This is a genomic window from Streptomyces sp. NPDC037271, assembly GCF_055603605.1.
The window spans coordinates 99366-119615 of the sequence record NZ_JBVJVN010000021.1; the positions used below are offsets into that span (position 1 = coordinate 99366).

The 20250-nt window shown below is 71.9% G+C and carries 18 protein-coding genes and 2 pseudogenes; 5 read left to right on the forward strand and 15 right to left on the reverse strand.

The genetic code is table 11. The annotated features are described in order from the left end of the window. Window positions 1–431 precede the first annotated feature (431 nt). On the forward strand, window positions 432–581 hold the full coding sequence (locus ACZ7G3_RS27810; protein WP_426601438.1) for a hypothetical protein: 150 nt from the start codon (window positions 432–434) through the stop codon (window positions 579–581). 258 nt (window positions 582–839) lie between these two features. Here the strand turns inward: ACZ7G3_RS27810 and ACZ7G3_RS27815 are convergent, their stop codons facing one another. Both ACZ7G3_RS27815 and ACZ7G3_RS27820 read right to left on the reverse strand, forming a co-directional pair. Further along, a complete protein-coding gene (locus ACZ7G3_RS27815; RefSeq protein WP_470928717.1) occupies window positions 840–2234 on the reverse strand; it encodes an SUKH-3 domain-containing protein in 1395 nt (464 codons plus the stop codon). Window positions 2235–2415: 181 nt separating this feature from the next. Continuing rightward, the gene (locus ACZ7G3_RS27820; RefSeq protein WP_470928693.1) at window positions 2416–4095 is read right to left on the reverse strand and encodes a carboxylesterase/lipase family protein; all 1680 of its coding nucleotides are present in this window, start codon (window positions 4093–4095) and stop codon (window positions 2416–2418) included. Window positions 4096–4416: 321 nt separating this feature from the next. Between ACZ7G3_RS27820 and ACZ7G3_RS27825 the strand changes: the two genes are divergently transcribed. Beyond that, complete coding sequence (locus ACZ7G3_RS27825) at window positions 4417–5082, forward strand: hypothetical protein (protein WP_470928694.1); 666 nt, start codon at window positions 4417–4419, stop codon at window positions 5080–5082. A 290-nt stretch (window positions 5083–5372) separates the two neighbouring features. On the opposite strand, the gene ACZ7G3_RS27830 is transcribed toward ACZ7G3_RS27825, so the two are convergent. From ACZ7G3_RS27830 to ACZ7G3_RS27880, 11 genes are all read right to left on the reverse strand, one after another. Then, window positions 5373–5873 carry a nuclear transport factor 2 family protein gene (locus ACZ7G3_RS27830; protein WP_470928695.1) on the reverse strand — a complete coding sequence of 167 codons (501 nt, stop codon included), beginning with the start codon at window positions 5871–5873 and terminating at the stop codon, window positions 5373–5375. Between the two features lie 147 nt (window positions 5874–6020). After that, the gene (locus tag ACZ7G3_RS27835) at window positions 6021–6422 is read right to left on the reverse strand and encodes a hypothetical protein (RefSeq protein WP_470928696.1); all 402 of its coding nucleotides are present in this window, start codon (window positions 6420–6422) and stop codon (window positions 6021–6023) included. 37 nt (window positions 6423–6459) lie between these two features. Further along, window positions 6460–7470 carry a methyltransferase gene (locus ACZ7G3_RS27840; RefSeq protein WP_470928697.1) on the reverse strand — a complete coding sequence of 337 codons (1011 nt, stop codon included), beginning with the start codon at window positions 7468–7470 and terminating at the stop codon, window positions 6460–6462. Beyond that, window positions 7467–9248: an ABC transporter ATP-binding protein gene (locus ACZ7G3_RS27845; RefSeq protein ID WP_470928698.1), complete on the reverse strand. Its 1782-nt coding sequence runs from the start codon at window positions 9246–9248 to the stop codon at window positions 7467–7469. Before ACZ7G3_RS27845 ends, ACZ7G3_RS27840 begins: the two co-directional genes overlap by 4 nt. Beyond that, entirely contained in the window at window positions 9238–9666 is a 429-nt protein-coding gene (locus tag ACZ7G3_RS27850; RefSeq protein ID WP_426601447.1) for a lasso peptide biosynthesis B2 protein, read from the reverse strand. Before ACZ7G3_RS27850 ends, ACZ7G3_RS27845 begins: the two co-directional genes overlap by 11 nt. Continuing rightward, window positions 9663–9920: a lasso peptide biosynthesis PqqD family chaperone gene (locus tag ACZ7G3_RS27855; protein WP_426601448.1), complete on the reverse strand. Its 258-nt coding sequence runs from the start codon at window positions 9918–9920 to the stop codon at window positions 9663–9665. The genes ACZ7G3_RS27850 and ACZ7G3_RS27855 overlap by 4 nt, the downstream gene beginning before the upstream one ends. Window positions 9921–9949: 29 nt before the next feature. After that, window positions 9950–11596: an asparagine synthase-related protein gene (locus ACZ7G3_RS27860; protein WP_470928699.1), complete on the reverse strand. Its 1647-nt coding sequence runs from the start codon at window positions 11594–11596 to the stop codon at window positions 9950–9952. A gap of 156 nt (window positions 11597–11752) precedes the next feature. Further along, window positions 11753–11866 carry a lasso RiPP family leader peptide-containing protein gene (locus ACZ7G3_RS27865; RefSeq protein WP_426601450.1) on the reverse strand — a complete coding sequence of 38 codons (114 nt, stop codon included), beginning with the start codon at window positions 11864–11866 and terminating at the stop codon, window positions 11753–11755. A gap of 419 nt (window positions 11867–12285) precedes the next feature. Then, on the reverse strand, window positions 12286–14592 hold the full coding sequence (locus tag ACZ7G3_RS27870; protein ID WP_470928700.1) for a lanthionine synthetase LanC family protein: 2307 nt from the start codon (window positions 14590–14592) through the stop codon (window positions 12286–12288). After that, window positions 14589–15614, reverse strand: a complete 1026-nt coding sequence (locus tag ACZ7G3_RS27875) for a phosphotransferase family protein (protein WP_470928701.1) — start codon at window positions 15612–15614, stop codon at window positions 14589–14591. The genes ACZ7G3_RS27870 and ACZ7G3_RS27875 overlap by 4 nt, the downstream gene beginning before the upstream one ends. A gap of 169 nt (window positions 15615–15783) precedes the next feature. Continuing rightward, window positions 15784–16098, reverse strand: coding sequence for a hypothetical protein (locus tag ACZ7G3_RS27880; RefSeq protein WP_426601453.1), 315 nt, complete (start codon window positions 16096–16098; stop codon window positions 15784–15786). Window positions 16099–16453: 355 nt separating this feature from the next. Here ACZ7G3_RS27880 and ACZ7G3_RS27885 point away from each other — a divergent pair, with 355 nt between their 5' ends. The 3 genes and pseudogenes from ACZ7G3_RS27885 to ACZ7G3_RS27895 all read left to right on the forward strand — a co-directional run. Further along, on the forward strand, window positions 16454–16744 hold the full coding sequence (locus tag ACZ7G3_RS27885; RefSeq protein ID WP_470928718.1) for an AMP-binding protein: 291 nt from the start codon (window positions 16454–16456) through the stop codon (window positions 16742–16744). Between the two features lie 3 nt (window positions 16745–16747). Beyond that, a pseudogene (locus ACZ7G3_RS27890) lies at window positions 16748–17443 on the forward strand (condensation domain-containing protein); the annotation flags it as partial. Continuing rightward, window positions 17427–18035: pseudogene (locus ACZ7G3_RS27895) on the forward strand (acyltransferase domain-containing protein); the annotation flags it as partial. The pseudogenes ACZ7G3_RS27890 and ACZ7G3_RS27895, both read left to right, overlap by 17 nt. Before the next feature lie 126 nt (window positions 18036–18161). Here the strand turns inward: ACZ7G3_RS27895 and ACZ7G3_RS27900 are convergent. Then, a complete protein-coding gene (locus ACZ7G3_RS27900) occupies window positions 18162–18428 on the reverse strand; it encodes a hypothetical protein (protein ID WP_470928721.1) in 267 nt (88 codons plus the stop codon). A 548-nt stretch (window positions 18429–18976) separates the two neighbouring features. After that, window positions 18977–19804 (reverse strand): pentapeptide repeat-containing protein, encoded by an 828-nt coding sequence (locus tag ACZ7G3_RS27905; RefSeq protein WP_470928702.1) that lies wholly within the window; start codon window positions 19802–19804, stop codon window positions 18977–18979. Between the last annotated feature and the right edge of the window lie 446 nt (window positions 19805–20250).

Genomic DNA, 20250 nt, shown 5'->3' on the forward strand with positions numbered 1-20250 from the left:
GCTCGCGCCGCCGGCCGGATTTCCGCCGGGTGGTGACGGTGGCGGCGCCGTCCCCCGGCGCACCATGAGTCCAGCGGTACGGTCCGGCAGCTGCCGCCTGCTCCCATCGCGCAGGTCCGCGCCCGTGTCCGCCCCCGGCCGCCCGCATGGACGGTCACCGCGATGACGAACCGTACGGCAGGACGCTCGGCCCCCTCGCAGCACAGGTGCCTGTGCGTCACCGGCGGGTGCGAGCCGCATCGGGCAGAGTTCGCAGGGCGGTCAGCCTCTGCCGGGGGCACTGTCGGTCGGTCCTTGCGGGCACAGTGATCGGCTTGGCTTGCTGTACTTCGAGTAACAAGATCACTGTTGTGTGTGCCTCGCGCGACCAGGCGGGGCAGCCCTCCCGTGTGCCCGCGAACGTGGTGCCCGGACCACCAACAGGAAGCCGAATGAAGCCGTCATACGACCGCCTGGAGCAGGCGCGCGCGGACTACGACCACCACCTGCGGACCTGCCGCCAATGCGAGGCGGACGGGGCGAGATGTCCCGCGGCCAAGCACCTGAGACGCCTGTACAACAACCTGCTCCGGACGACATGACCTCGCATCCGGTGCTGCCGGGCCCGGCATCCTGAACGCAGCCCGGGTCGCCGCCGGTCACCTCCGGCAGAACCCGGTAACCGCCGGCGCGCGGAGCGTGAGCCGTGGCGACTGCCCGAAGGCTGCCGCCGTCAGGGCTGACGGCCTGTCGAGCGATGCCCTCGCTGACCGCGGGAGCGGCAACAGGGCGATGTCACCGACCGAGGCCGTATCCGCGAACGTCACGTGTCTTCCGGTGCCGGCGTCGGCCGGTTCACCTCATGCCTTTGTGCCGTGCACGGAGTGCCGGGGCGGGTGGCTGCCGAATTGCTCCTCGTACATCTCGACGATCATGTCGGGATGCAGGCTCGGCCACGTCGTGACGCGGCCGTTGCGGCGGTCGATGATCCAGTAACTCCCGCCGGCGGACCGCGGCGGGCCGCCCGCGGCGTCGCGGTCCGGGGAAGGCGGGGGGTGGACCAGCCAGCCCAGGCCGAACAGGTGGAGTGCCACGACGGCGTGCCGGTCCGCCCCGTCCCCCACCACCATGCGGCGGGCCAGTTCGGCCGCTTCCGCGGCGTCCATCGGACGCTCGGGCAGGGGCGCTCGCGGCGGTGCCAGGTGGACCCGGGCAGGGCGGCGACCCTGGACCAGCGCGCTCAGCGCGGCGTCCATGGAGTCGGCGACCCGCCACAGGTCGCCCCACCACAGGTAGACGCCACCCTCCTCGTCCATCGCCAGTCGGCCGCGCCCCAGGTCGTACTCGCCGAGCGGCGTCAGCGCGGTACCCAGTGCGGCTCCGTAGCCGGCCAGCGTGGCCGCCGCGTGGAGACCGGTCATGGGGTCGATCCGGAACGGCATCCGGGACATGTCCACGCCCGGCCCGTACTGGTGCACCGTCATCCCCCCGAACTCCCTCAACGCGGCGGCAGCGGCAGGGGGCATGTCGGAACCCGCGGCCTTCAACGCCCGGAACCACCGGAGGGTTTCGCCGTCGTCGACACGGACGCCCTCGTACCGTCCGGCGGCGGAGAGTACGGCCGCGACATCGGGCGGGAAGCGGCCGTCCCCGCTCCGCCGCGAGCCCCCGGCGGGCCCACCCCGTGCCGCGCTCACCGGGGGTGCCGGCCCGTCGAACCGGACGCCGAGCGCGGTGAGGGCGGGAGCGCAGGAGGAGCAGGGCGGGATCGGCCGCCCACCTGAGGAATCGTGCGGCTCGCGCACCAGCACCGCCGTCAGCAGCGAATCCCGCAGCAGCGAACGCATCTGCTCCAGCACCGCCCCGAAGGCCGGTGCCGGGTCCTCGGCGGCCAGGGACGCCTCCGCCTCGGCCGCGACGCCGGAGAGCAGCGGCACGTCCGGGCAGCGCCCGTGGAAGACCGAGCGCATCGCCGGCTGTGTGCGGTCCAGCAGGGCAAGGACCGCTGGGTGCGCGACGACCGCGTCGGAGTGCGTGCTCACGGCGTGTTCGGGGCGTCGGCCCGGCCGGTACAGCGTGGCTCCGACTCCCGGAGGCATCGGCCGAACGTCCATGACAGCGCTCACCTCTCCGTTCTCCCGAGGGGGGCAAGGCGTGGTGGGAGTATCGGGCAGTGAACCGCGTGGCGTCCATACGATCGCCGTCGATCTCTCTCGGCACACCGTCCAGAGCCCTCCGGGCCGGCCTGCGACCATGGCCTCCCCGCTCACCGGGGCAGGTTCTCCTTCGTCCGTTCGGGGAGCAACGGCAGCGACCCCGCATCGCCGGCTTCGAGCCGCGCGGAGGAATGTGAAGTCGATGACGCAGCCTACGACGGCTTCCTCCAGTACCCCCAGTCGTGAATGCCGTTGATCCGCTGCCGGGGGAGTGGGGCGCTCATGAGATCGGCTCTTTGCCCTCGGTGGGTACTGATTGCGGGAAGGCGTCCGGTTCCGCGAGTCGGCGCCAGAAGCCGAGCCGGTGTTCCAGGGCGTAGTCGATCGGCCCGACACTGTCCGGCGCCAGGTACTGGGTGTGCGGTACGGCTCGGGCCGGATCGAACCGGGGCCACCGCGGAAGACCCGGCCGGTTCGGCGTGCCGGTGCGGGCGAAGTGCGCCCAGTGGTCGGTGATGATGTCGGACAACCGCACCTGGGCCCGGGTGAAGTGCTTCTGGGCGTCAGGGTCCTCGAAGACGTACGGGGTGTCACCCGCGTGATAGGCCCCGAAGTCGAAATCGCCGGCAAAGGGGAGGTACATGGGGGCGTCCCGGTCGGCGAACTCATAGGCGTAGGTGGGCGTGTGACGCCCGAACGCGACTGCCTGGGCGTAGGTGCCCCGGGCCCACATCCGGTCGGTCACCACGGTGGCCCAGGCCAGGGCGGGCGAGGGGAAGTCCCCGACCGGGTACTGCGCCTTCACCGTGTCCGCCTGGCGACCGAAAGCCGTGACGAGCGCTCGCTCGTACTGGTCGGCGGTGAAGGGGGAACCGACCGCGTCGTGTGCCATCCCGACGAACAGCCGGTGTTCGTCCCTGGTGCCGCCCGACATCAACGGGATGCGCGGGAAGCGGCCTTCCGCCAGAACCTTCTCCGGCAGTTCCGGAAGCACCTCGCTGCCGTAGGCGAACGTCTGGAAGGCGTTCATGATGTCCGGGACCGCCAGCAGTTCCTCCACCGGCAGTGCGCGCAGGCACCGCAGCGCACGCTCGGGGTCGTGCCCGGCGCAGCCCAGTGAGGCGGTCATCTCGACTCCGGCGTCGCGCACTTCCTGCTCCGTGCGCCAGGTGTAGTACGGGTACGCCGGTATCCCCTCGCCCATCGCGCCGGCGGGCATGTCCATCATGCCCTCACCGCTGGCCAGAACGGCTCGGTGGAACAGTCCCCGGGCCCCCGGTGAGGTGAGGTGCCCGCTGATGGCGGCCGCGCCGAACGAGGACCCGGCCACCGTGACGTTGCCGGGGTCGCCGCCGAACGCGCCGACGTTGCGCCGCACCCAGTCCAGTGCTGCCTGCTGGTCCTGGAGGGCGAACGTCCCCGACCCCTCGAGCCCTGGATAGCCGAAGCCGCCGAACACGCCGAGACGGTAGTTGACCGTGACCACGACCAGGCCGCGGTCGGCCAGGCGCCGCGCGTCGAAGAGGCTCCCCCCGCCCACACTGCCGTCACCGTGGATCCACACCAGGACGGGGGCGGGCCGTTCCGCGGAAGCCGGGGCCGGCACGGTGACGTTCAGGACCAGGCAGTCCTCCTCCGGACTCGGAGCGCCCGCGTAGGGCGAGGCGACCTGTGCGCACAGCGGGCCGGGCTCCGTCGCGTCGCGTACGCCCTTCCAGGGCTGTACCGGACGTGGTGCGGCCCAGCGGTACGCGCCCTCGGGCGGTCCCGCGTAGGGGATGCCCCGGAAGAGGGTGTGGGTGGCCGTCCGCAGGCCCCGGACGAGGCCGCTGTCGGTGCGCACCGTGGCGGCGGCACTCGCGGACACCGGCGCCCGCGTGAGGTCCGGGGCATTGGCGTACACCATCAGGAAGGCCGTGCTCGCGAGGGCCGCGATCACCGCCGTGCGCTTCACTGCCATGGCTGCCTGTCGTGTGTCGAAATCACCGAGAACACGGAAGGGATACGAAACACATCTACAGCCGAATCACTGGGAGTGCGCGCCCATGACCGGCCGAAGAAGGCAGACGCAGCCGCGCATCCGAGCGAAACGAGCCACGCCACCGGCATACGGGCCAGGGGGCACGGAGGGATCCGCCTGAGCGGCGGAACGGGCCGCGGTTCGGACTGGACGGCGTACCGGCCCGAGATTCTCCGAGGACATCCCGGCCGGGTCACCGCCTCGGCCGCCCACGGATCTGGACCCTCTTCGAGGCCGGCACGACGAGTGTCCTCCCTGTGGGTGACGCTGCTCAGTACGGCCTCCTTCGCGCTGGGGAGCGGTTCGGCCCACGGGGATGATCCCTCGTTGTGCCTGCTTCACGAGGATGAAGCCATGAAGCTGAAGATCCTTCACACGCCCCCGCCTGTCAGTGACACCGAGCGGCCGGTTCCCCGCTGGGCCGTGCGCCTGGCCTACACGCTTCCCCTGCTCCTGCTGCCGTCGTGCCTGTGGCGGCTTCCCTTCGCCCTGCACTTCGAGATGGGGCAGATCCAGGAGCTCGGTATGCCGCCCTATTGGGTGAGCATCCCGTACGTCCTCGGGCTCAGCGTGTTGTCGGAAGTGATCGCGATCTTGGCCATCGGGCTGGTCAGGGGCTGGGGAGAGGTGGCGCCCGCCTGGATCCCGGTCATCGGCGGCAGACCCATCCGGCCGATGGCGGCCTTCGCCCCCGCCGTCCTCGGCGGTCTGATCCTCACCCTGCTGTTCACCGACGTCCCGATCGGTGACGGTCGCAGGCTCACCCTGTACGGCGTCGTCGACACCGTCGAATACACCAATGACGTCTGGCAGACGCTTGCGACGGCGTGCCTTGCCCCGCTCGCCGCATGGGGACCCATCACCATCGCGCTCGCGATCGCCTACTACCGTCGCCGCACCCGTGCCGTCGCCGGGTCAGACCGGTGAACTTGCCGGGGCGCCCTCCGCACCCTCTCGGCAAGGCGGTCAGAAACAGGCATGGAAAAGGCGCTCTGTCCCACCAGGGTTGTCCGGTCCGAGGTTCGGGTGTCGCGCCGGTTCGGGGTGCCATCTCGGGTGAGTCGACGGCTCACGGGGACGATCACCGTGACGTGGATCGCGGCTCCGGAGGCCGGCGCCCGCCCGCTCGGTCAGGTCGCTGCCGGTCGTCCCGGCGTCCGCGAGGCCTGGGGCGACGGCGCTGTCGCACCAACGGGGGCGACTCGACCGGCGTGTCCTCAGGGCTCCCGGCCCGGCTCCGTCGGCCTGGCCTCGCCCGGGTCGAGGGGCGCGCGCGGCGGGGGAGCAGGGGAGGCGGTGCCACCCCGCCACACCGGGCTCACCCGGACGCAGGTGAAGCGCCAGTCCCCGCCCTCCCGGCGGTAGGTGTTGTCGTACCAGCCGCCGACCGACCACCAGTGGGCGAGGTCAGACCCGTCGGGCACGTGAACCGCCTGAAGGTAGGAGCGTGATACCGCCTCCTCGGCCCGGACGGTGATCTGATGGTTCGCGCTGAGGTGATGCGTACCGTGGTAACGGCCCAGATCTCGCCTCACGAACGCGGCGAGCCCCGCACGGCCCCGGTGCGTGGCGCGGGGCAGCACAAGGATTCCGTCCTCGGCGAAAAGAGCCGCATAGCCTTCGAAGTCCTTCTCGTCCAGGCACCGGGCAAAGGTGAACAGCAGGTCGCTGATGGCCGCGCGGTCCATGAGCAGACGTACGTCCTTGTCGAGGGACATCGCGGGGGTCTCCTGAGCAGCTCGGGTCAGATCACAGCGGACAACGCGCGACTTCGGGCGCCTGGCTGGCGAGGGTGCGGCCCACGGCGTTGTGACTCCCAACGCCGTCAGCACAACACACTCATACCCGGGACCGGTCCGTGATTCTCATCGATGCTGCCATCTGCTCCCGGCGGTGACCATGTCTCGCGGAAGGTCCGGGGCGCGGGCGATGTGCGGGAGCACCGCTTCAGCGTCCGTGTACGTGCCGTGCGCGGAGCCCGGCAGCGTCACACAGCGGAGCCACGCGCTGCTGTGGCGGGCCGGAGCGGCCCAGGAGGGCACGGTGGCAAGGTGGTTGCCGTCCTTGCCCATCAGGGGGAACGGGCGGTCCAGACCGTACCGCGCCACGGGTGAGCAGTGGCCGGGGGCGCCGGCCTCCTGGACGTACGCGAGCACGCCGTCCAGGTTGGCGCCTGCCTGTGGCCGGCGGTCGTCGTGCATCGTCTTCAGGGCTGCGAACCCGCCGGCCGAGTGGCTGGACATCCCGGCGCGGGACAGATCTGCCACACGGTGAATCCCCTTCGGCAGGGCGGAGGCCAGCACGTCACGCCGGGCCCCTGTCGCCGGTGCGGAAGCGTATGAGCTGGAGGCCTGAGGGGAGGGCCGTACGCCGGTCGTAGGCCAGCCCGGCCGTCTCCGCTGCCGCCCTCAGCTGGGCGAGGCTGCGTTCCTTGCCGCCCAGCAGGAGGAACATGCGCAGATCCATGGAGGTGATGGCGCGGGTGTCCGCCTCGTCGGCGAGTCGCTCGCCCACGATCACCGTGCCGTCGGGTGCGGCGGCCCGCGCGCAGTGGCGCAGCAGCGTGACGGCCTGTTCGTCGCCCAGGTTGTGCAGGACGTTGACGAGCGTGTGGACGTCGGCGCGCGGCGGAGGAGTGTCGAAGAAGCTGCCGGGCGAGGGGGTGAAGCGACCGTTCAGGCCGGCGCCGGTGATGCGCCGTGTCGCGGCCGCCACCGTCTCCGGCAGATCGACCAGCGTCGCGTGCAGGCAGGGGAAGCGGCGCAGGAGTGTTTCCAGCAGGACGCCGGTTCCGCCGCCGACGTCCACCACGTGGCCGACCCGGTCCCAGGGGAAGGCGTCGGCGATCTCGCCGGCGAAGCCCTCGGCGTGGGCCTGGCGGAGATCGTCGAACGACGGGCCCGAGGACCGCGCGGCCAGATCGGCGTAGAAGGAGCCGCCGTGGAGCCGGTCGTAGGGGCAGCGGCCGGTGCGTACTCCCTCGGAGAGCGCGCGGACCGCCTCGTCCATGCGGGCGCCGACGCCCCGTTCGTCGAGCCAGGCACGCAGCCGCGCGGGGTGCCCCTCGAGCAGCAGGGCCGAGAGCGGCGTGAGGGCGTAGGTGGCCGGGACGGATTCACCGAACACTCCCCGGGCGACGAGGAAGCGCAGCAGACGCTCCAGCACGTCCCGGTCCGCCCCGATCCGGTCGGCCAGACGGGGAACGGTGTCGAAGCCGGCCGCGATGTGATCGGCCAGGCGAAGGGTGGCCGCCGTGCGCAGCGCGACCGGAGCCAGCCCGTCGACCGCCTCGGAGAACTCGGTCTCGAAGCTCACGTGATCCCCTCCTCGGACCGTCGCGGATCCCCGCCGTCCTGGAATCGGTTGCCGAGGAGCCGCCGGTAGCGGGGGCTGGTCCGCGCGAGTTCCTCGTGGGTTCCCGAGGCGACGATGCGGCCGTCGTCCATCACCAGGATGCGGTCCGCGTCACGGACCGTGGAGAGCCGGTGCGCGATGACGAGCACGCCGGTGGTGCGGGGAAGTGCGCGCAGGGCGTCCACGACGGCCGACTCGTTCTCGGTGTCGAGACTGGAGGTGGGTTCGTCCAGGAGCAGCAGCGCGGGCCTGGTCAGCAGGGCTCGGGCGATGGCCAGGCGCTGCCGTTCGCCTCCGGAGAGCGTTGCGCCGTGTTCCCCCACCGGCGTGTCGATGCCGTGGGGCAGGGACGCGACGAGTGTGTCCAGGTTCACCTGGCGCAGCACGCGGGTGATCTCCTCCTCGTCGATCGTCCTGCCGAGCCCCAGGTTGTCGCGCAGCGTGCCGTGCAGGACGGGCGCGTCCTGCTCCACGAGCCCGAGCAGGCGGCGGCACTGGGCCCGCGTCAGCACCGAGGAGGGGCGGCCCAGGTAGGAGACGGTCCCGCCGGACGGCTCGTGGAAGCGGCAGATGAGAGACAGGACGGTGGACTTCCCCGCACCGGAAGGGCCGACGACGGCGACGCGGGAACCGGCGGGGACGTCGAAGGAGACGCCGCGCAGCGCGGGCCGGCCGGGCCGGTAGGAGAAGCGGACGTCCGCGAAGGACACGACGGGCTGCCCGGGGCGAGGGCCCGGCAGTGGCTGCGGCCGTGCGGGTTCCTCGTCGGGTTCCACGGCGAGCTCCAGGCCCTCGCGCACCCGTTGCAGCGCTCCAGTCGCCCGCTTCATCATCGTCAGCCCCTCCAGCAGGTTGCCCAGCGGCATCACCAGGTATGTGGCGTACAGCAGGACCGTGACGAGGTCGCCGATGCCGAGGTCGCCCGACGCGACCCGCATACCGCCCAGGACCAGCACGAGCAGGAACGATCCCGAGGCCGCCAGCTGGATCGCCGGCTGTGCGGCCGCGGCGAGCCGCGCGCCCCGCACCCCGGCCTCGTACGCGGCCCGCGCCGAATCGGAGATCAGCCGCGTCTCGTGCTCTTCCGCCCCGTGTACGCGGATCGCGCGGACGGCCGTCAGCCCCCGCTCCAGGTCCGCGCTGAAGGCACCCACGGCTGTCTGGGCCTGCTCCCCCGCCACGCGGATGCGGTTGAGGACGAGGGCGACTCCCGTCCCGGCGGCGGCGAACACGCCGAGCACCACCACGAAGACCAAGGGGTCGACCATCAGCATCAGCACCGTGGCGCCGACGACGGTCAGCGCACCGACGCTGACGTCGACCACGCTGCGGGTCAGGCTGTCCCGCAGGGCGCCGGTGTCGTTGCCGGCGCGGGACATGAGGTCGCCGGTGCGGTGGCCGGCCAGGACCGCGACCCGCACGCGCAGCAGCCGGTGGACGAGAGCCGTACGCAGCCGCAGCACGACGCTTTCACTGGTGCGTTCCAGCAGGTACCGGCCGACGGTGTCGACGGCCGTCTGGGCGACGAAGAGGGCGGCCAGCGCGATCGCGTAGGGCGCGACCGGGGACGACGTGCGGACGCGGTCGATGATGTGGCCGGCGAGGACCGGCTGGGCCAGGCCCAGCCCGGCCGCCACCAGGACCAGGAGCAACGCGGGGACGACCACGGGGCGGTGCGGCCGCAGCAGGCGCAGCAGGTCGGGCAGCCCGACCGCGGGCCGAGGGGTGTCAGCCGCCAAGTCCGGCCTCCACCCGCATCAGGGCCCGGTACGCGCCGGGGGTACCGGGCTCGGCGACGATCCGTCCGTCGGCTTCGAGCCAGGCGTGGGCGGTGAAGGGAAGGGTGACGCGTACGCCGGTGCACCAGGCGGGCCAGGTGCCCTCGGTGCGGCACAGGAGGCAGACGGCGATGGACCGTGGCAGGCAGCCCTGCCAGCCGGCGCAGTGCGGGCTGGCCGCCGCGACGGCGTGGTAGTGGGATTCCGCCTCCGTGTATCCCGCGGGCCGGGCCCCGGCCGCCGCCCTGCGCAGCACGCTGCGCAGCCGGCGGGGCGAGAGTCGTGCCAGCACCAGCGCGACCAGCACGACGGCCCTGGTCCTCACCCGTTGCCACGGGCCGCCGGCGGCGCCGTCCGGCATGGTCATTCTCACGCTCACGACTGCACCAGATTCCTGTCCCGCAGTGTCCGGACGAGGACGGCGACGTCCTCCCTCGCCTGCCCCTCGTCCACGTCGTACTCCTGTGCGATGCGTTGTGCGATGGACTCGAGGGAAGACCGGTCGGCCAGGCCTTCGGCGACGATCGTGGCGGTCTCGTTGAGCTGGAAGTACATTCCGGACTTCTCGTCGAGCAAGACGGAACCGTACTCGGTGTGCACCAGCGAGACGTGGTCACACAGCTGCGGATTCATCAGTACGTGCTCCCTTTCGTGTCGGGCCCTCACAGGGTGCGCAGCCATGTTTCGCAGGCGACCGTGGTCAGGAGCCCTCCGTCATCGAACTCGGGTGAACCGGGAACCCGGCACAAGGACTTCAGACGCGCCGCGTCGACCAGTCCCAGGTCGGCCAGGCGGGAGTCGCTCCACATCCCCACCAGCGTGTGCGAATGAGTGCGCAGGCCCAGCGCCTGGGCCAAGTTCCCCACGCCCTTCGTGGACCGGCGCAGCAATGCCTCGGGAACGACGTCACGCATCGCTTCGGCGAGCAGCGGTTTGTAGCGGTGGGGCTGGACCTTGTCCTGTATCCGTACGCGCAGGGCCGCCTCGATCACCCGGTCGTCGAAGAACGGCGCGGAGAGGGGGAGGCCGGCGCAGGCCGTGATGTCGGTCAGTGCCCGCACCAGGCGGGCCCCGTCGCGCAGCCCGTCGAGTTCCAGGTGGCGGCCCGGCCCGGGCGCCAGTGCGCGGGCCGTACGGGCCTCCTGGCGGATCGCGTCACGGATGAGGCCGGCGCCGTGGGCCGTGGTCCAGGGCGGGATCGTCGCTCCCAGCCCCCAGGTCAGGATCGGATGGCGGGGGTCGGCTCCCGTCCCGGAGACGCCGTGGGAGGCCAGCCATCTGCGATACGGAACCCGCAGGAGGAGCTGGCGCGCGATCTCGGTTCGCGGCCACCGGAACATGCCGCGGTAGGCCCTGATCCGCCGGGCGGCCAGCCAGGGGTGACGGGGCAGCAGATCCGCGCACAAGGTCGCCAGGCCGACGAAGAGGTGGTCACCTCCGTGCCCGGTCAGGTGGACGTCCGCTCCCTCGGCGCGGCCCGGTTCGGTCATGGCCAGCACGCGCGCCCGGCTGGCGACGGCGATGGAAGGCTCGTCCAGCGGCTCGACCGCCCGACGGAGGTCCGCGTACACCAGCGGCACGTCGTGTGCCGGGACGACGCGGTGATCGACCCGCCCGCAGTGCCGCGCGGCCAGCAGGGCCCATTCCGTGTCGTCGTCCAAGGGGTCGCGGCTCGCTGCGGTCACCGCGACCACCGGCCCTTCCCGCGCCGCCAGGAACATCAGCGCGGTGGAGTCGAAACCCCCCGACAGTTCGCTGCTCACCCGTGTGCGGTCACGGACGTGGTGCCGCACCGAGGACCGCAGGGCCTCTCGCACCTCCCGGGCGCCGGCCGCGAGCGGAGTCTGCGGCTGAGGTGGCCGCCACCAAGGGTGTACCCGGGGTTCCGCGCGGCCGAGGTGGAGCCAGGTACCGGGGGGAACGGGGTGGACACCCGTCCACAGGGGTCGTTCGGCCAGGGGGTGGGGCACGGGTTCCAGCAGACGCAGGGCGAGGGCGGTGGTGTCGAGTGAGGCGTTCGCCAACCCGGCCAGGGTCCTGGCGCGGTCGGCCGCCCACCAGGCGCCGCGGCAGCGCGTGTAGAAGACCTGCTTGGTCCCCGAGGCGGTTCCCTGGACGCGTATCCCGTCACTGCCGATGGCGGCTACCACGTGGAAGAGACCGGGCAGCGCCGTGACCACCTGGTCGAGGTCCGCGGCCGTGCGGCAGGCCGCGATCGCGCGCGTGAGGGCCGGCGTGGTGGGATCGGCGGGACCGATCAGGACGACGGTGTTCCCGTCGGCCCGGATCCGGACCAGGGACGAGGACACGAGGCGGGCCAGGACCCATGGTCTGCCGGAGGGGTGGTCGATGGTGTGGGTCGCTTTCCAGGAAAGGCACCCGACCGCAGAGGCAGCTTCGTGATCAGGTGCCACCACAAAGTGTTCCATGACGATGCCGGGTGCCTTTCTCGATCATGTTGCGCCTTACGGGATGAATCGGCCGACCAGCTGGTCGGCGAAGAACCGGCCGAATCCGGCCGTCGCGGTCGCGAAGGCGCCGCGCTCGATCAGAGTCGGGGGCTCATAGGTCTTCTTCACGGATTTCACCTCCTTTCTGTTTCAGCGGACGCCCACGGAAGACGCCCGACGCTCAGCGTTCCTGAACGCTGTCTCCCCGTCGCCGCAGGCGCGTTAACGAATTGTCGGGCAGCGCGCGGAAGCATGGTGGTGTCCATTTCGCGCTCCCGGCACTTTCTTTCTTTACCTGTCCGCCCGCGGAGATCGGCCCGGGGTGCACGGAGGAAACGAACCGGCGCGGCGACCTCCATGGAGCTGGACAAGGAAACTGAAAATGCGTTCGAAAAGGTGGTGAGGGGATATCCTGCGATGCGCCGAGGTGAATGCGCGCCGATTTCGGGGCGGTAAGGAAAGGCCCACCGCCTCCGGTGGTGTCGGAACACCGCATACCGGCGATGTCCGTGCAGGGCCCTGCCCTGGGCCCGTATCGACCGGGCCCTTCACAGGGGAATGGGCAGCAGGACGGAGACGACGTCGGGATGGGCAGCGCGCAGACTGGCGTGGGCGACGCCGCCCGCTCCGGTCAGCAGCCCGCACCCGGACGGCCAGGGGCCGGGGTCGCGGTAGGCGCAGAGCGCGGTGGTCAGCAGGCGGTCCCTGACGGCGCGTCGCGCCGGGGCATGTGTCGGGGGGAGCAGGGTGAGCAGGTCGGCGAGCCCCGCGGCGCCGTGGCACAGGGACACGTCGTGACCATGGCGCGGGAACGCGGCGGCGGCCCGGTGGGTGGCCTGCACCGCGACGGCCGTCTCCTCCACGAGGGCGGGGTCCGTGCTCACCCGGGCGACCCGGGACCGGGCCAGGGCGATACCGGGTGCCCCGTAACACCACTGGTAGCGGTCCCGGCGTGCGCTCGCGAGCCCGTCTCCGGCGTCGCGCAGATCCGCCCAGTTCCGCTTCCTGGGGTCGAACCAGCGGCGCTCGTAGGCGCAGGCGGCCTCGGCGGCCTCGCACCACGCGGGGTCGCCGGTGACCTCGGTCAGTTCGGCCAGAGCCAGGGCGACGCCGGAAGCGCCGTGCGCCAGTCCGACCGGGGCGGGGCGCCCGCCGTCCGGGTCGTCCCACCGGAGTCCCGCACCGTCCCGGGATGCCGCCCGCACCATGTGGTGCCCCAGCTCCACAGCCACCTCCGCCGCTCCCGGCGCGCCGAGCCGGTGGGTGCCGAGGAGCGCGAGGACCGTGCCCGCCGTGCCGTAGAGCAACTCGCAACGGACCTCCCGCGCGCCGCCGAGGAAGCAGGTGGCCGAACGCCGTGTGAGGTCCGCGCCGGCCGTGAACAGCGTGTCGTCGGCCAGCTCCCGGGCGGCCAGGGCGACGCCCCATCCGACACCGGCGGTACCCGCGTACAGTCCGGGCGTCTCGGGTGCGGCACCCGCCTGGCCCAGTGCCGCGCGCAGGGCGCCGTAGGCGTGGCGGCGGTGCGCCGCGGAGCCGGTCCGCCGCGACAGCGCGGCCAGCAGCAGCCCGATCCCGGACAGCCCGTCGTACAGCTCCGGGCCGGCCGGCTTCCACATGCGGGCGGAGCCGGTGGCCGGTGCCCCCAGCCAGGTGCAGTGGCCGTGGTGCCACAGGGCCTGTCGGGTGATCCGCTCGCCCAGGGCGTCCGCCTCCGCGAGCCAGTCGGGAGTGCCGCCGCGCCGCTCCCCGTGGCCCCCGCCGAGAGAGGGCCGGGGGTGGGGGAGAGCGCTGTGGGGCCGTGTCTCCCCGGGGGTGGGCGGTAGACGGGTCGGGGTACGAGGAGGCCGCGGCCCCGTGGCGCGGGAGCGGCGGAGGAAGTCCAGCCCCGGGCTGTCCGGGTTGAGGTAGGGGGCGTGCAGGGACAGGCCGGCCTCCTCGAACGCGTCGGACACGGCGCCGACACGGCGGGGCAGCTCGTCGTGTCCCGCGCGGTGGGCGGCGACCAGGCCGCGGGCGACGAGGCGCGAACGGTGCATGCCGAAGCTGGTGTCGTGACCGGGGTCCTCGGCCACGGCCAGCCCCCGGCCCAGCCGCAGTGTCAGCGCGGGTGCGGCTGGGCGCAGCCACGGCCCGACCCGCTCACGGACGTCCTCCAGCAGCGGCCACGCGGCTTCGGCGTGCGGGGCACTCAGGTACAGCACGGCCGGGTCGGCCCGCCGGGGCCAGGGCTGGTCGGTGTGCCGGACCTTGAACTCGAACGGGACCGCCGCCGTGTTGAGGGTTTCGGTGAGGGCCGCCACCAGCTCGGGCGCGCCTTCGGCGGTGACGTTCCAGTAGAAGCGCAGGACGCGTTCGGCGTGCCGCGGGCGCGGTCCGGAGTCGCCCAGGAACAGCAGGTAGCCCGGGGAGGTCAGCAGGACCCCGGGCATGTCCAGTTCCAGGCGGCCGTCGTCCCCGGCCGTTTCGGCGATCGTGCCGGGCACCAGGAAGTCCACCCCGGCGCATCGCACGACGCCGTCCCCGTCCGCCTCCCGCCGCAGCAGAGGTGCCTTCCAACGCCAGGTGCCCTTGCCGGCGTTGGCCCGGACGAGCCGTTCACAGAAGCGGGCGGAGGCGCTGCGGGGTGCCGGGCGGTCCACCTCCCCGAGGTCGGCCAACGGCTCGCCGAACACATAGAACGCCTGGTACAGCAGCTGGGACAGGTGCAGCGTGAGGGCGTCGTCGGTCACCGCGGGATGCGTCACGCGCAGCGACTGCGTGGGCGCGCCGCACCAGGTGACACGGTCGTCGTCACCGATACGTACCGCGCCTGCCGCGGCCCTCACCTGCCGGACGTGACCAGAGTGCGTCATCGTCCCTCCGGGGCCAGTCCGAGGAGGCAGTGGGCGGCGGCGGCCGGCCGGGCGAAGGTGTTGGCCGCCAACTGCAGGAGCTGGCGCGCCGCCGCGGTGACGAAGGCGGTCTGCTGCACGGTCTCGAACGCCGCCTGGACCAGCCGCGCGGCGCACCACCGCATAAGCACCAGCGGGTCGATGTCCTCCCTCCGATGGCTCCGATAGGTCCCGAGGTAGGCCGCCGTGAACCGGCGCACCGGCGTCAGCGTGGTGACCGCCTCCGCGCCCGGTACCCACAACTCGCCGTCGGTCAGCCACCAGCAGAGGCGTTCCGCCAAGGGGCCCGCGAGGTCCCAGTACGGGTCTCCCCGACCGCCCAGCTCCCAGTCGATCAGATGGACCGTGCCGTCGTCCGGGTCGACGACGAGGTTGTCACTGCGCAGATCGTTGTGCGTCAGTGCGCTGGGTCGCCAGTCGCGGCTCAGCGCCGCGAGCGCGTCGCACAGGGCCGGGTGTTCTTGCAGCAGGCCGGTGAGTGCGAGCGAGGCGCTGCTGCGGTAGCCCACGCTGTCCAGTCCGGGCCGGAAAACGGTGAGTACCGGGGGCGCCGGCTGAGGAGGCAGCAGAGCGGGATCGTGCCAGCGGTGCGTCCTGGCCAGTACGCTTCCCAGGGCGCCGGCGAGACGCGGGTGCGTGTCGTCGGAGCCGCCGAGCCGGTGCTCGGCCTCCCGAAGCGGCAGCCCGTCGAGGTGGGCGACGACGAGCAGCGAGCGCCTCGGGTCCGCGTGTACGAGCCGCGGTACGGGCAGGCGCGTCGTCCCTCGGGCGAGAGCACGGTAGATTTGGATCTCGTGCCGGACCGCGCCCGCGGTGTCGGCGGTCGTGCCCTGCTTGAGCACCCATCCCCGGCCGTCGGCGCGCACGATCAGACATCGGCTGCGCCGAGAACGGTCCTCGACCGTGAGGTGAGGGCTCAGCACCAGTCGGGTGCCCAGCTCTCCCAGCTCCACCAGCAGCCGGAGCGCGGACAGTTCGTCCACCAGGTCCGTCCCGGAAGGGACGGGGACGCCCAGCCGCTCCCTCCCGGCCGGAGACGGGAGAGTCGTCGTCTTCGGCGCCGCCGGCCGTGTCACGGCGCCGGGCACGGTCCGTCACCCCTCTTCCGTCGGAGCCGGCGGCCGGCACCAGCCCGGCGGAACTGGCGTCGGTTCAGCATCCGAAGCAGCTGAGCACGACGGAGCAGGACGTCAAGGTGAGGATCGTGATCGACACGGTGCCGCACAGAGGCTGGACATCGGCGGCCAGTTCCAGCAGCCGTTCCCGCTCCACGCTCCGGTCCGAGATGTCTCCCCGCAGGAACGACATCATCTGCTCGGTCGCTTCCTCCTTGCTGATCTCGCCTCTGACGAAACGATCAGCGGCGTTGGTGAACTGACCGATTCCCGGAGCTGCTCGAAGCTGTTCGTCGAGTTGCTCCAAGATGTTCACGGAGTTCGCTCCCGCGGACTGTGCATCGGCGCTCATCTGTCACCCTCCTGATTCTCTGACGCTCCTGGACGGGGCGAGCGGTCGGGTGAGCCGGTGCAGTGCGAAAGAGCGGGAACGCGAGGGGATGGGGCCGACCGCGAATGAGGCCCGAACGGCATGAGCCTTTCGCCTTTATCAATTTATCCGGCCATGGAGAAACAAGACCAGACGATGAGGGAAAGTCATATTAACGACCTCGCGTGAGGTCGGCGGTGGGACGTCGAGGAGCACGTTCGGTTGCGTCCTGGTGTTGTTGCTGTTGAGTGTGGTGAGGAGCGTGTCACGTATGCCGAAATTAATGCTGGTGCGAGCCGTGTTGCGCATTGGCTGCGTGAGCAGGGTGTCGGTCCTGATGTCCTGGTCGGTGTGTGCCCGGCGCTCTGTGGAGCTCGTGACCGGTCTGCTCGGTATTCTCAAGGCGGGTGGCGCTTATGTGCCTATCGACCCGGACTACCCGCGGGAGCGTATCCGTGCCCTGGTTGCGTATTCCGGTGTCGTATCGTGCTCAGCCAGTCCTGTCTGCCGGCGGGGTTGTTCGCCGGCGCGGGTGGGGGTGAGCGTCTGCAGGGCGTCCACCTCGATACCGGTGAACGTGCCGGGGACGGCACGCAGTTGCTTGCCGGCCGTCCCGAGGACGACCTGAAGCGTGCCGGGTTCGGTCTCACTCCCGAGCATCTGGCCTACGCCGTCTTCACCTCGCTCCCAGCTCGCGGGCCTGCCGGCCCGCACCGCGCTGCGCACCGACTACCGGCGGCCCGGGACCAAGTCGTACCAGGGCTCATCGGTCGAGGTGGACGTCCCCGCCGCCGTGCTCGACCAGCTCAAGCGGGTCGGCAACGAGCACGGCGGCACGCTCTACCTGACGCTCCTGTCGGCGTACGCGACGCTGCTCGGCGCCCGTACCGACGACCGGGAGCTCGCCATCGGCTCACCGGTGACCAACCGGCCCCGCCCCGAGCCGGAGCGCCTCGTCGGCTACTTCGTCAACGTGCTGGTCATGCGCCTGGACGTGCGGCCCGAGCGGGCCTTCGGTGAACTCCTCGCGCAGGCCCGGCAGGTCACCGCGGCCGCCCACCAGTACAAGGACGTCCCGTTCGCCGGCCTCGTCACGGCCCTGGTGCCCGAGCGGGACCCGGCGCACTCGCCGCTGTTCCAGGTCATGTTCAACCTGGTGCCCGCCGCCGACGCCGCTCCGGCGGATCCCGCAGGCCTCGGCTTCCTCCCCCTGCCCACCGACAGCGGCACGGCGAAGTTCGATCTCAACCTCGTCGTCCGGGAGACCTCCGAAGGGCTGCGCGGCTACCTGGAGTACAGCACCGACGTGTATGCCCGGAGCACGGCCCGGGAGCTCGCGGCCATCTACGAGAGACTGCTGCTCAAGATCGTCACGCAGCCCGCCGCGAGCGGAGGGCTTTCCGCCCGACGCGGTCCTCGGCCACAGCCTCGGCGAGTACGTCGCAGCCACCGTCGCCGGGGCGATGTCCTTCGAGGACGGCCTCGACCTCGTGATGAAGCAGGCCCATCTCCTCGAGTTGCGCTGCTGCCCCGGCGGCATGCTGGGCGTCCTCGCCCCGCCGTCCCTGTACCGGCGGCGGCGCGTCCTGTTCACCGGTCTCGCCCTGGCGGGCGTCGACTTCCCCACCGAGACCACCGGCAACTTCGTCATCGGCGGGGAGGCGGAGCGTGTCACCGAGGCCCGCGCCGTGCTCGACCGGGAAGGGGTGATCGCCGTCCGCCTTCCCGTGCGCCACGGTTTCGACTCCGCCCTCGTCGACGGCATCCGCCACGCGTGCCGGAGCCTGGGACACGCGGTAGCGGTGAAGTTGCCCAGCCTGCCGGTGTATTCGTGCGCGTACGCGGGAGAGCTGGACGGCGCGGCGCTGCCCGGACAGGACGACTACGCGTGGGACGTCGTCCGAGGGCGCGTGCGCTTCGACGAGCTGATGGCAACCGCGTTCCGCGACCCGGCGCGCCACTACTTCGTCGACCTGGGCGCCAGCGGCTCCTTCGTCACTTCCTCAAGCACGGCTACGGCCCCGACTACCGGGGCGCGTCCGCGATCAACCAGTTCGGCAACAACGCGGCGTCTCCTTCTGACGCCGGCTCTCCGGCCCGCTGGAGTCGACGTTGCGCACTTCGACCGACGCGCCCGAGCGCGGCAGGCCGAGCACGTCCTCGTACCGGGTGACCACCCAGAACCCCAGGGGGTGCGGATGGATCGGGCGGTCTCGCGGAGCGTCGCGTACTGCGGATACGGATTCGGTGAACCCCTCGGCGAAGGGGTTGAACAGCGGTATCTGTTCCTGGGGGAGAACGTCTTCGGTCATCCCGTGCTCCTTGTAGTGGCACCGGTCGCGGGGACCCCCGGCGGCCGGTCCCGGTGGAACCGCCGCGGCTGCCATCGGCCCCGGCTGGATAAGAGTTCGCAGGTCACAGTAGTGCGGCCGGAGGCACCAGCGGCACGAGACGAGGAGGGAAGCAGGAGAGTACCCGGCGTAGCCGGGCGGGGAGGGACACGTCAGGCGGCTTGCGGGAAGCCGGTGGCCGCTGCGGCGCGTCCGGGGCCCGGCACCACCGCGGACGCGGAGGCCTGGCGGGACTCCGGCCTGACTGCGCATTACGAGGGCGCCAGGCCCCGGAGGCCCCTGCTGCCGGGCGGGGGACAAGGCCGGACACCGCAGGATCAGAGCCCGTGTGGAGCACGCCTTCCGCACGAAGCACTCAAGATGCTCCGCGACGCACGACAGCGCGGCACCGGCCCCCACGACGCCGTCCGGGCCGTCGCCCGCCTGCGTGGCCTTGCCCTCGCCGCGTGACCGGACCGGCTCCGGCAGTCTGCCCGGGCCTGCCCGGACGCAGCCTTCCGCAACACGCTTCAGGCCGCCCAGTGCGACGGGCGCTCCAAGGGGTGGGGGACCTTCGTGCGGGCGTCGCCCCGCGCGGCGTTCAGCTGAGGCTGGGTGAGGAACAGCGCGCCGCGCAGGTCTGCCCCGCACAGGTTGGTGTCCCGCATGTCCGCGCCAATCAGGTCGGCGTCGCGCAGGTCGGCGTCGGACAGGTCGGCCGCGATGAGGACAGCACCGCGCATGCTGGCGCCGCGCAGCTTCGCGCCGTGAAGCCGCGAGCCGATGAGGTTGGCGCCCCGGTGGTTCTTCTTGCGCCCCGGGACCGCCGCGCGGGCCAGTTCACTGGCGCGCAGGAGCAGCGGGTTCACTTCGCCGCGCAGCGCGTCCACGTCGACAGCGAGCAAGGTCTGGGCCGTGTCCCGGGTGAGCGCGTCGATCTGGTCGTACGCGCGGCGCAGGTCCCGGTGGGCGGGCCGGGCCGAGGGCAGGTCCAGGGCCTGCGCGGTGTACTTCAGGAGCTCCTGGAGCTGACGCACAACGGGGAAGACCTCGTACATCGCGCGGGCCGAGTCCGGATCCTCGCGCCAGCTGACGCCCTCGAAGGTGACCTGGGAAACCTTCTGGCCCGCGCCGAAGCAGTCGAACACCGTGCAGCCGCTGTAGCCCTTGTCACGCAGCCGCTCGTGGATCCCGCAGCGGAAGTCCTCCTGGAGGTTTCCACAGGGTGTGCCGGCGGACTTGTTCACCGGGAAGTCCGACGAACGTGAGAAGGGCAGCGCCACGCAGCACAGACCGAAGCAGGCGCCGCAGTCGGCTTGCAGGTCGGGGTGGGCGGCGTACGAGGTGCGCTCGGACAAGACGGTGACTCCTGGTTCGGCCTGCGGCGGGGGGCGGCGTGTGCGTGGCCCCACCCCTCCATTGTCCCTCGTCGGCAGATTGTGCTCGTGTGCGGATCGCGACAGGCGGTCCGCGGAGGGCGGAAACGAGAAAAGGTGACCGCTGACCCGGGGGCACCTCGGGGATGAGAGTTCCCACGGCCCGGCGACGCCGTTCGCCGCGTCCGACGACCGGACCGGATGGCACTGCCGGGCCGGCCGGGACCTGCCCCCGAGTGGTGGACACCTTGCAGCCCGGGCTGCCAACGACCGCTCAGTTCCCCCCGGGAGGCGGCCGGTGGATCTGCTGGCCGCCGTCACACTGCGTATCTCGGGGACTGGTTCATCCTGGTCAGAGCGCTGGGAGGACCGCGTCTGCGATCTCCGGAGTCCCGCTCGGCGTGGTGATCGCACAGGCGTCCGACCCG

Coding starts and splice junctions, on each gene's coding strand:
- ACZ7G3_RS27810 (WP_426601438.1), top strand. CDS start 432: ATGAAGCCGTCATACGACCGCCTGGAGCAGGCGCGCGCGGACTACGAC.
- ACZ7G3_RS27815 (WP_470928717.1), bottom strand. CDS start 2,234: ATGGTCGCAGGCCGGCCCGGAGGGCTCTGGACGGTGTGCCGAGAGAGA.
- ACZ7G3_RS27820 (WP_470928693.1), bottom strand. CDS start 4,095: ATGGCAGTGAAGCGCACGGCGGTGATCGCGGCCCTCGCGAGCACGGCC.
- ACZ7G3_RS27830 (WP_470928695.1), bottom strand. CDS start 5,873: ATGTCCCTCGACAAGGACGTACGTCTGCTCATGGACCGCGCGGCCATC.
- ACZ7G3_RS27855 (WP_426601448.1), bottom strand. CDS start 9,920: ATGAATCCGCAGCTGTGTGACCACGTCTCGCTGGTGCACACCGAGTAC.
- ACZ7G3_RS27870 (WP_470928700.1), bottom strand. CDS start 14,592: ATGACGCACTCTGGTCACGTCCGGCAGGTGAGGGCCGCGGCAGGCGCG.
- ACZ7G3_RS27880 (WP_426601453.1), bottom strand. CDS start 16,098: ATGAGCGCCGATGCACAGTCCGCGGGAGCGAACTCCGTGAACATCTTG.
- ACZ7G3_RS27885 (WP_470928718.1), top strand. CDS start 16,454: ATGTCCTGGTCGGTGTGTGCCCGGCGCTCTGTGGAGCTCGTGACCGGT.
- ACZ7G3_RS27900 (WP_470928721.1), bottom strand. CDS start 18,428: ATGACCGAAGACGTTCTCCCCCAGGAACAGATACCGCTGTTCAACCCC.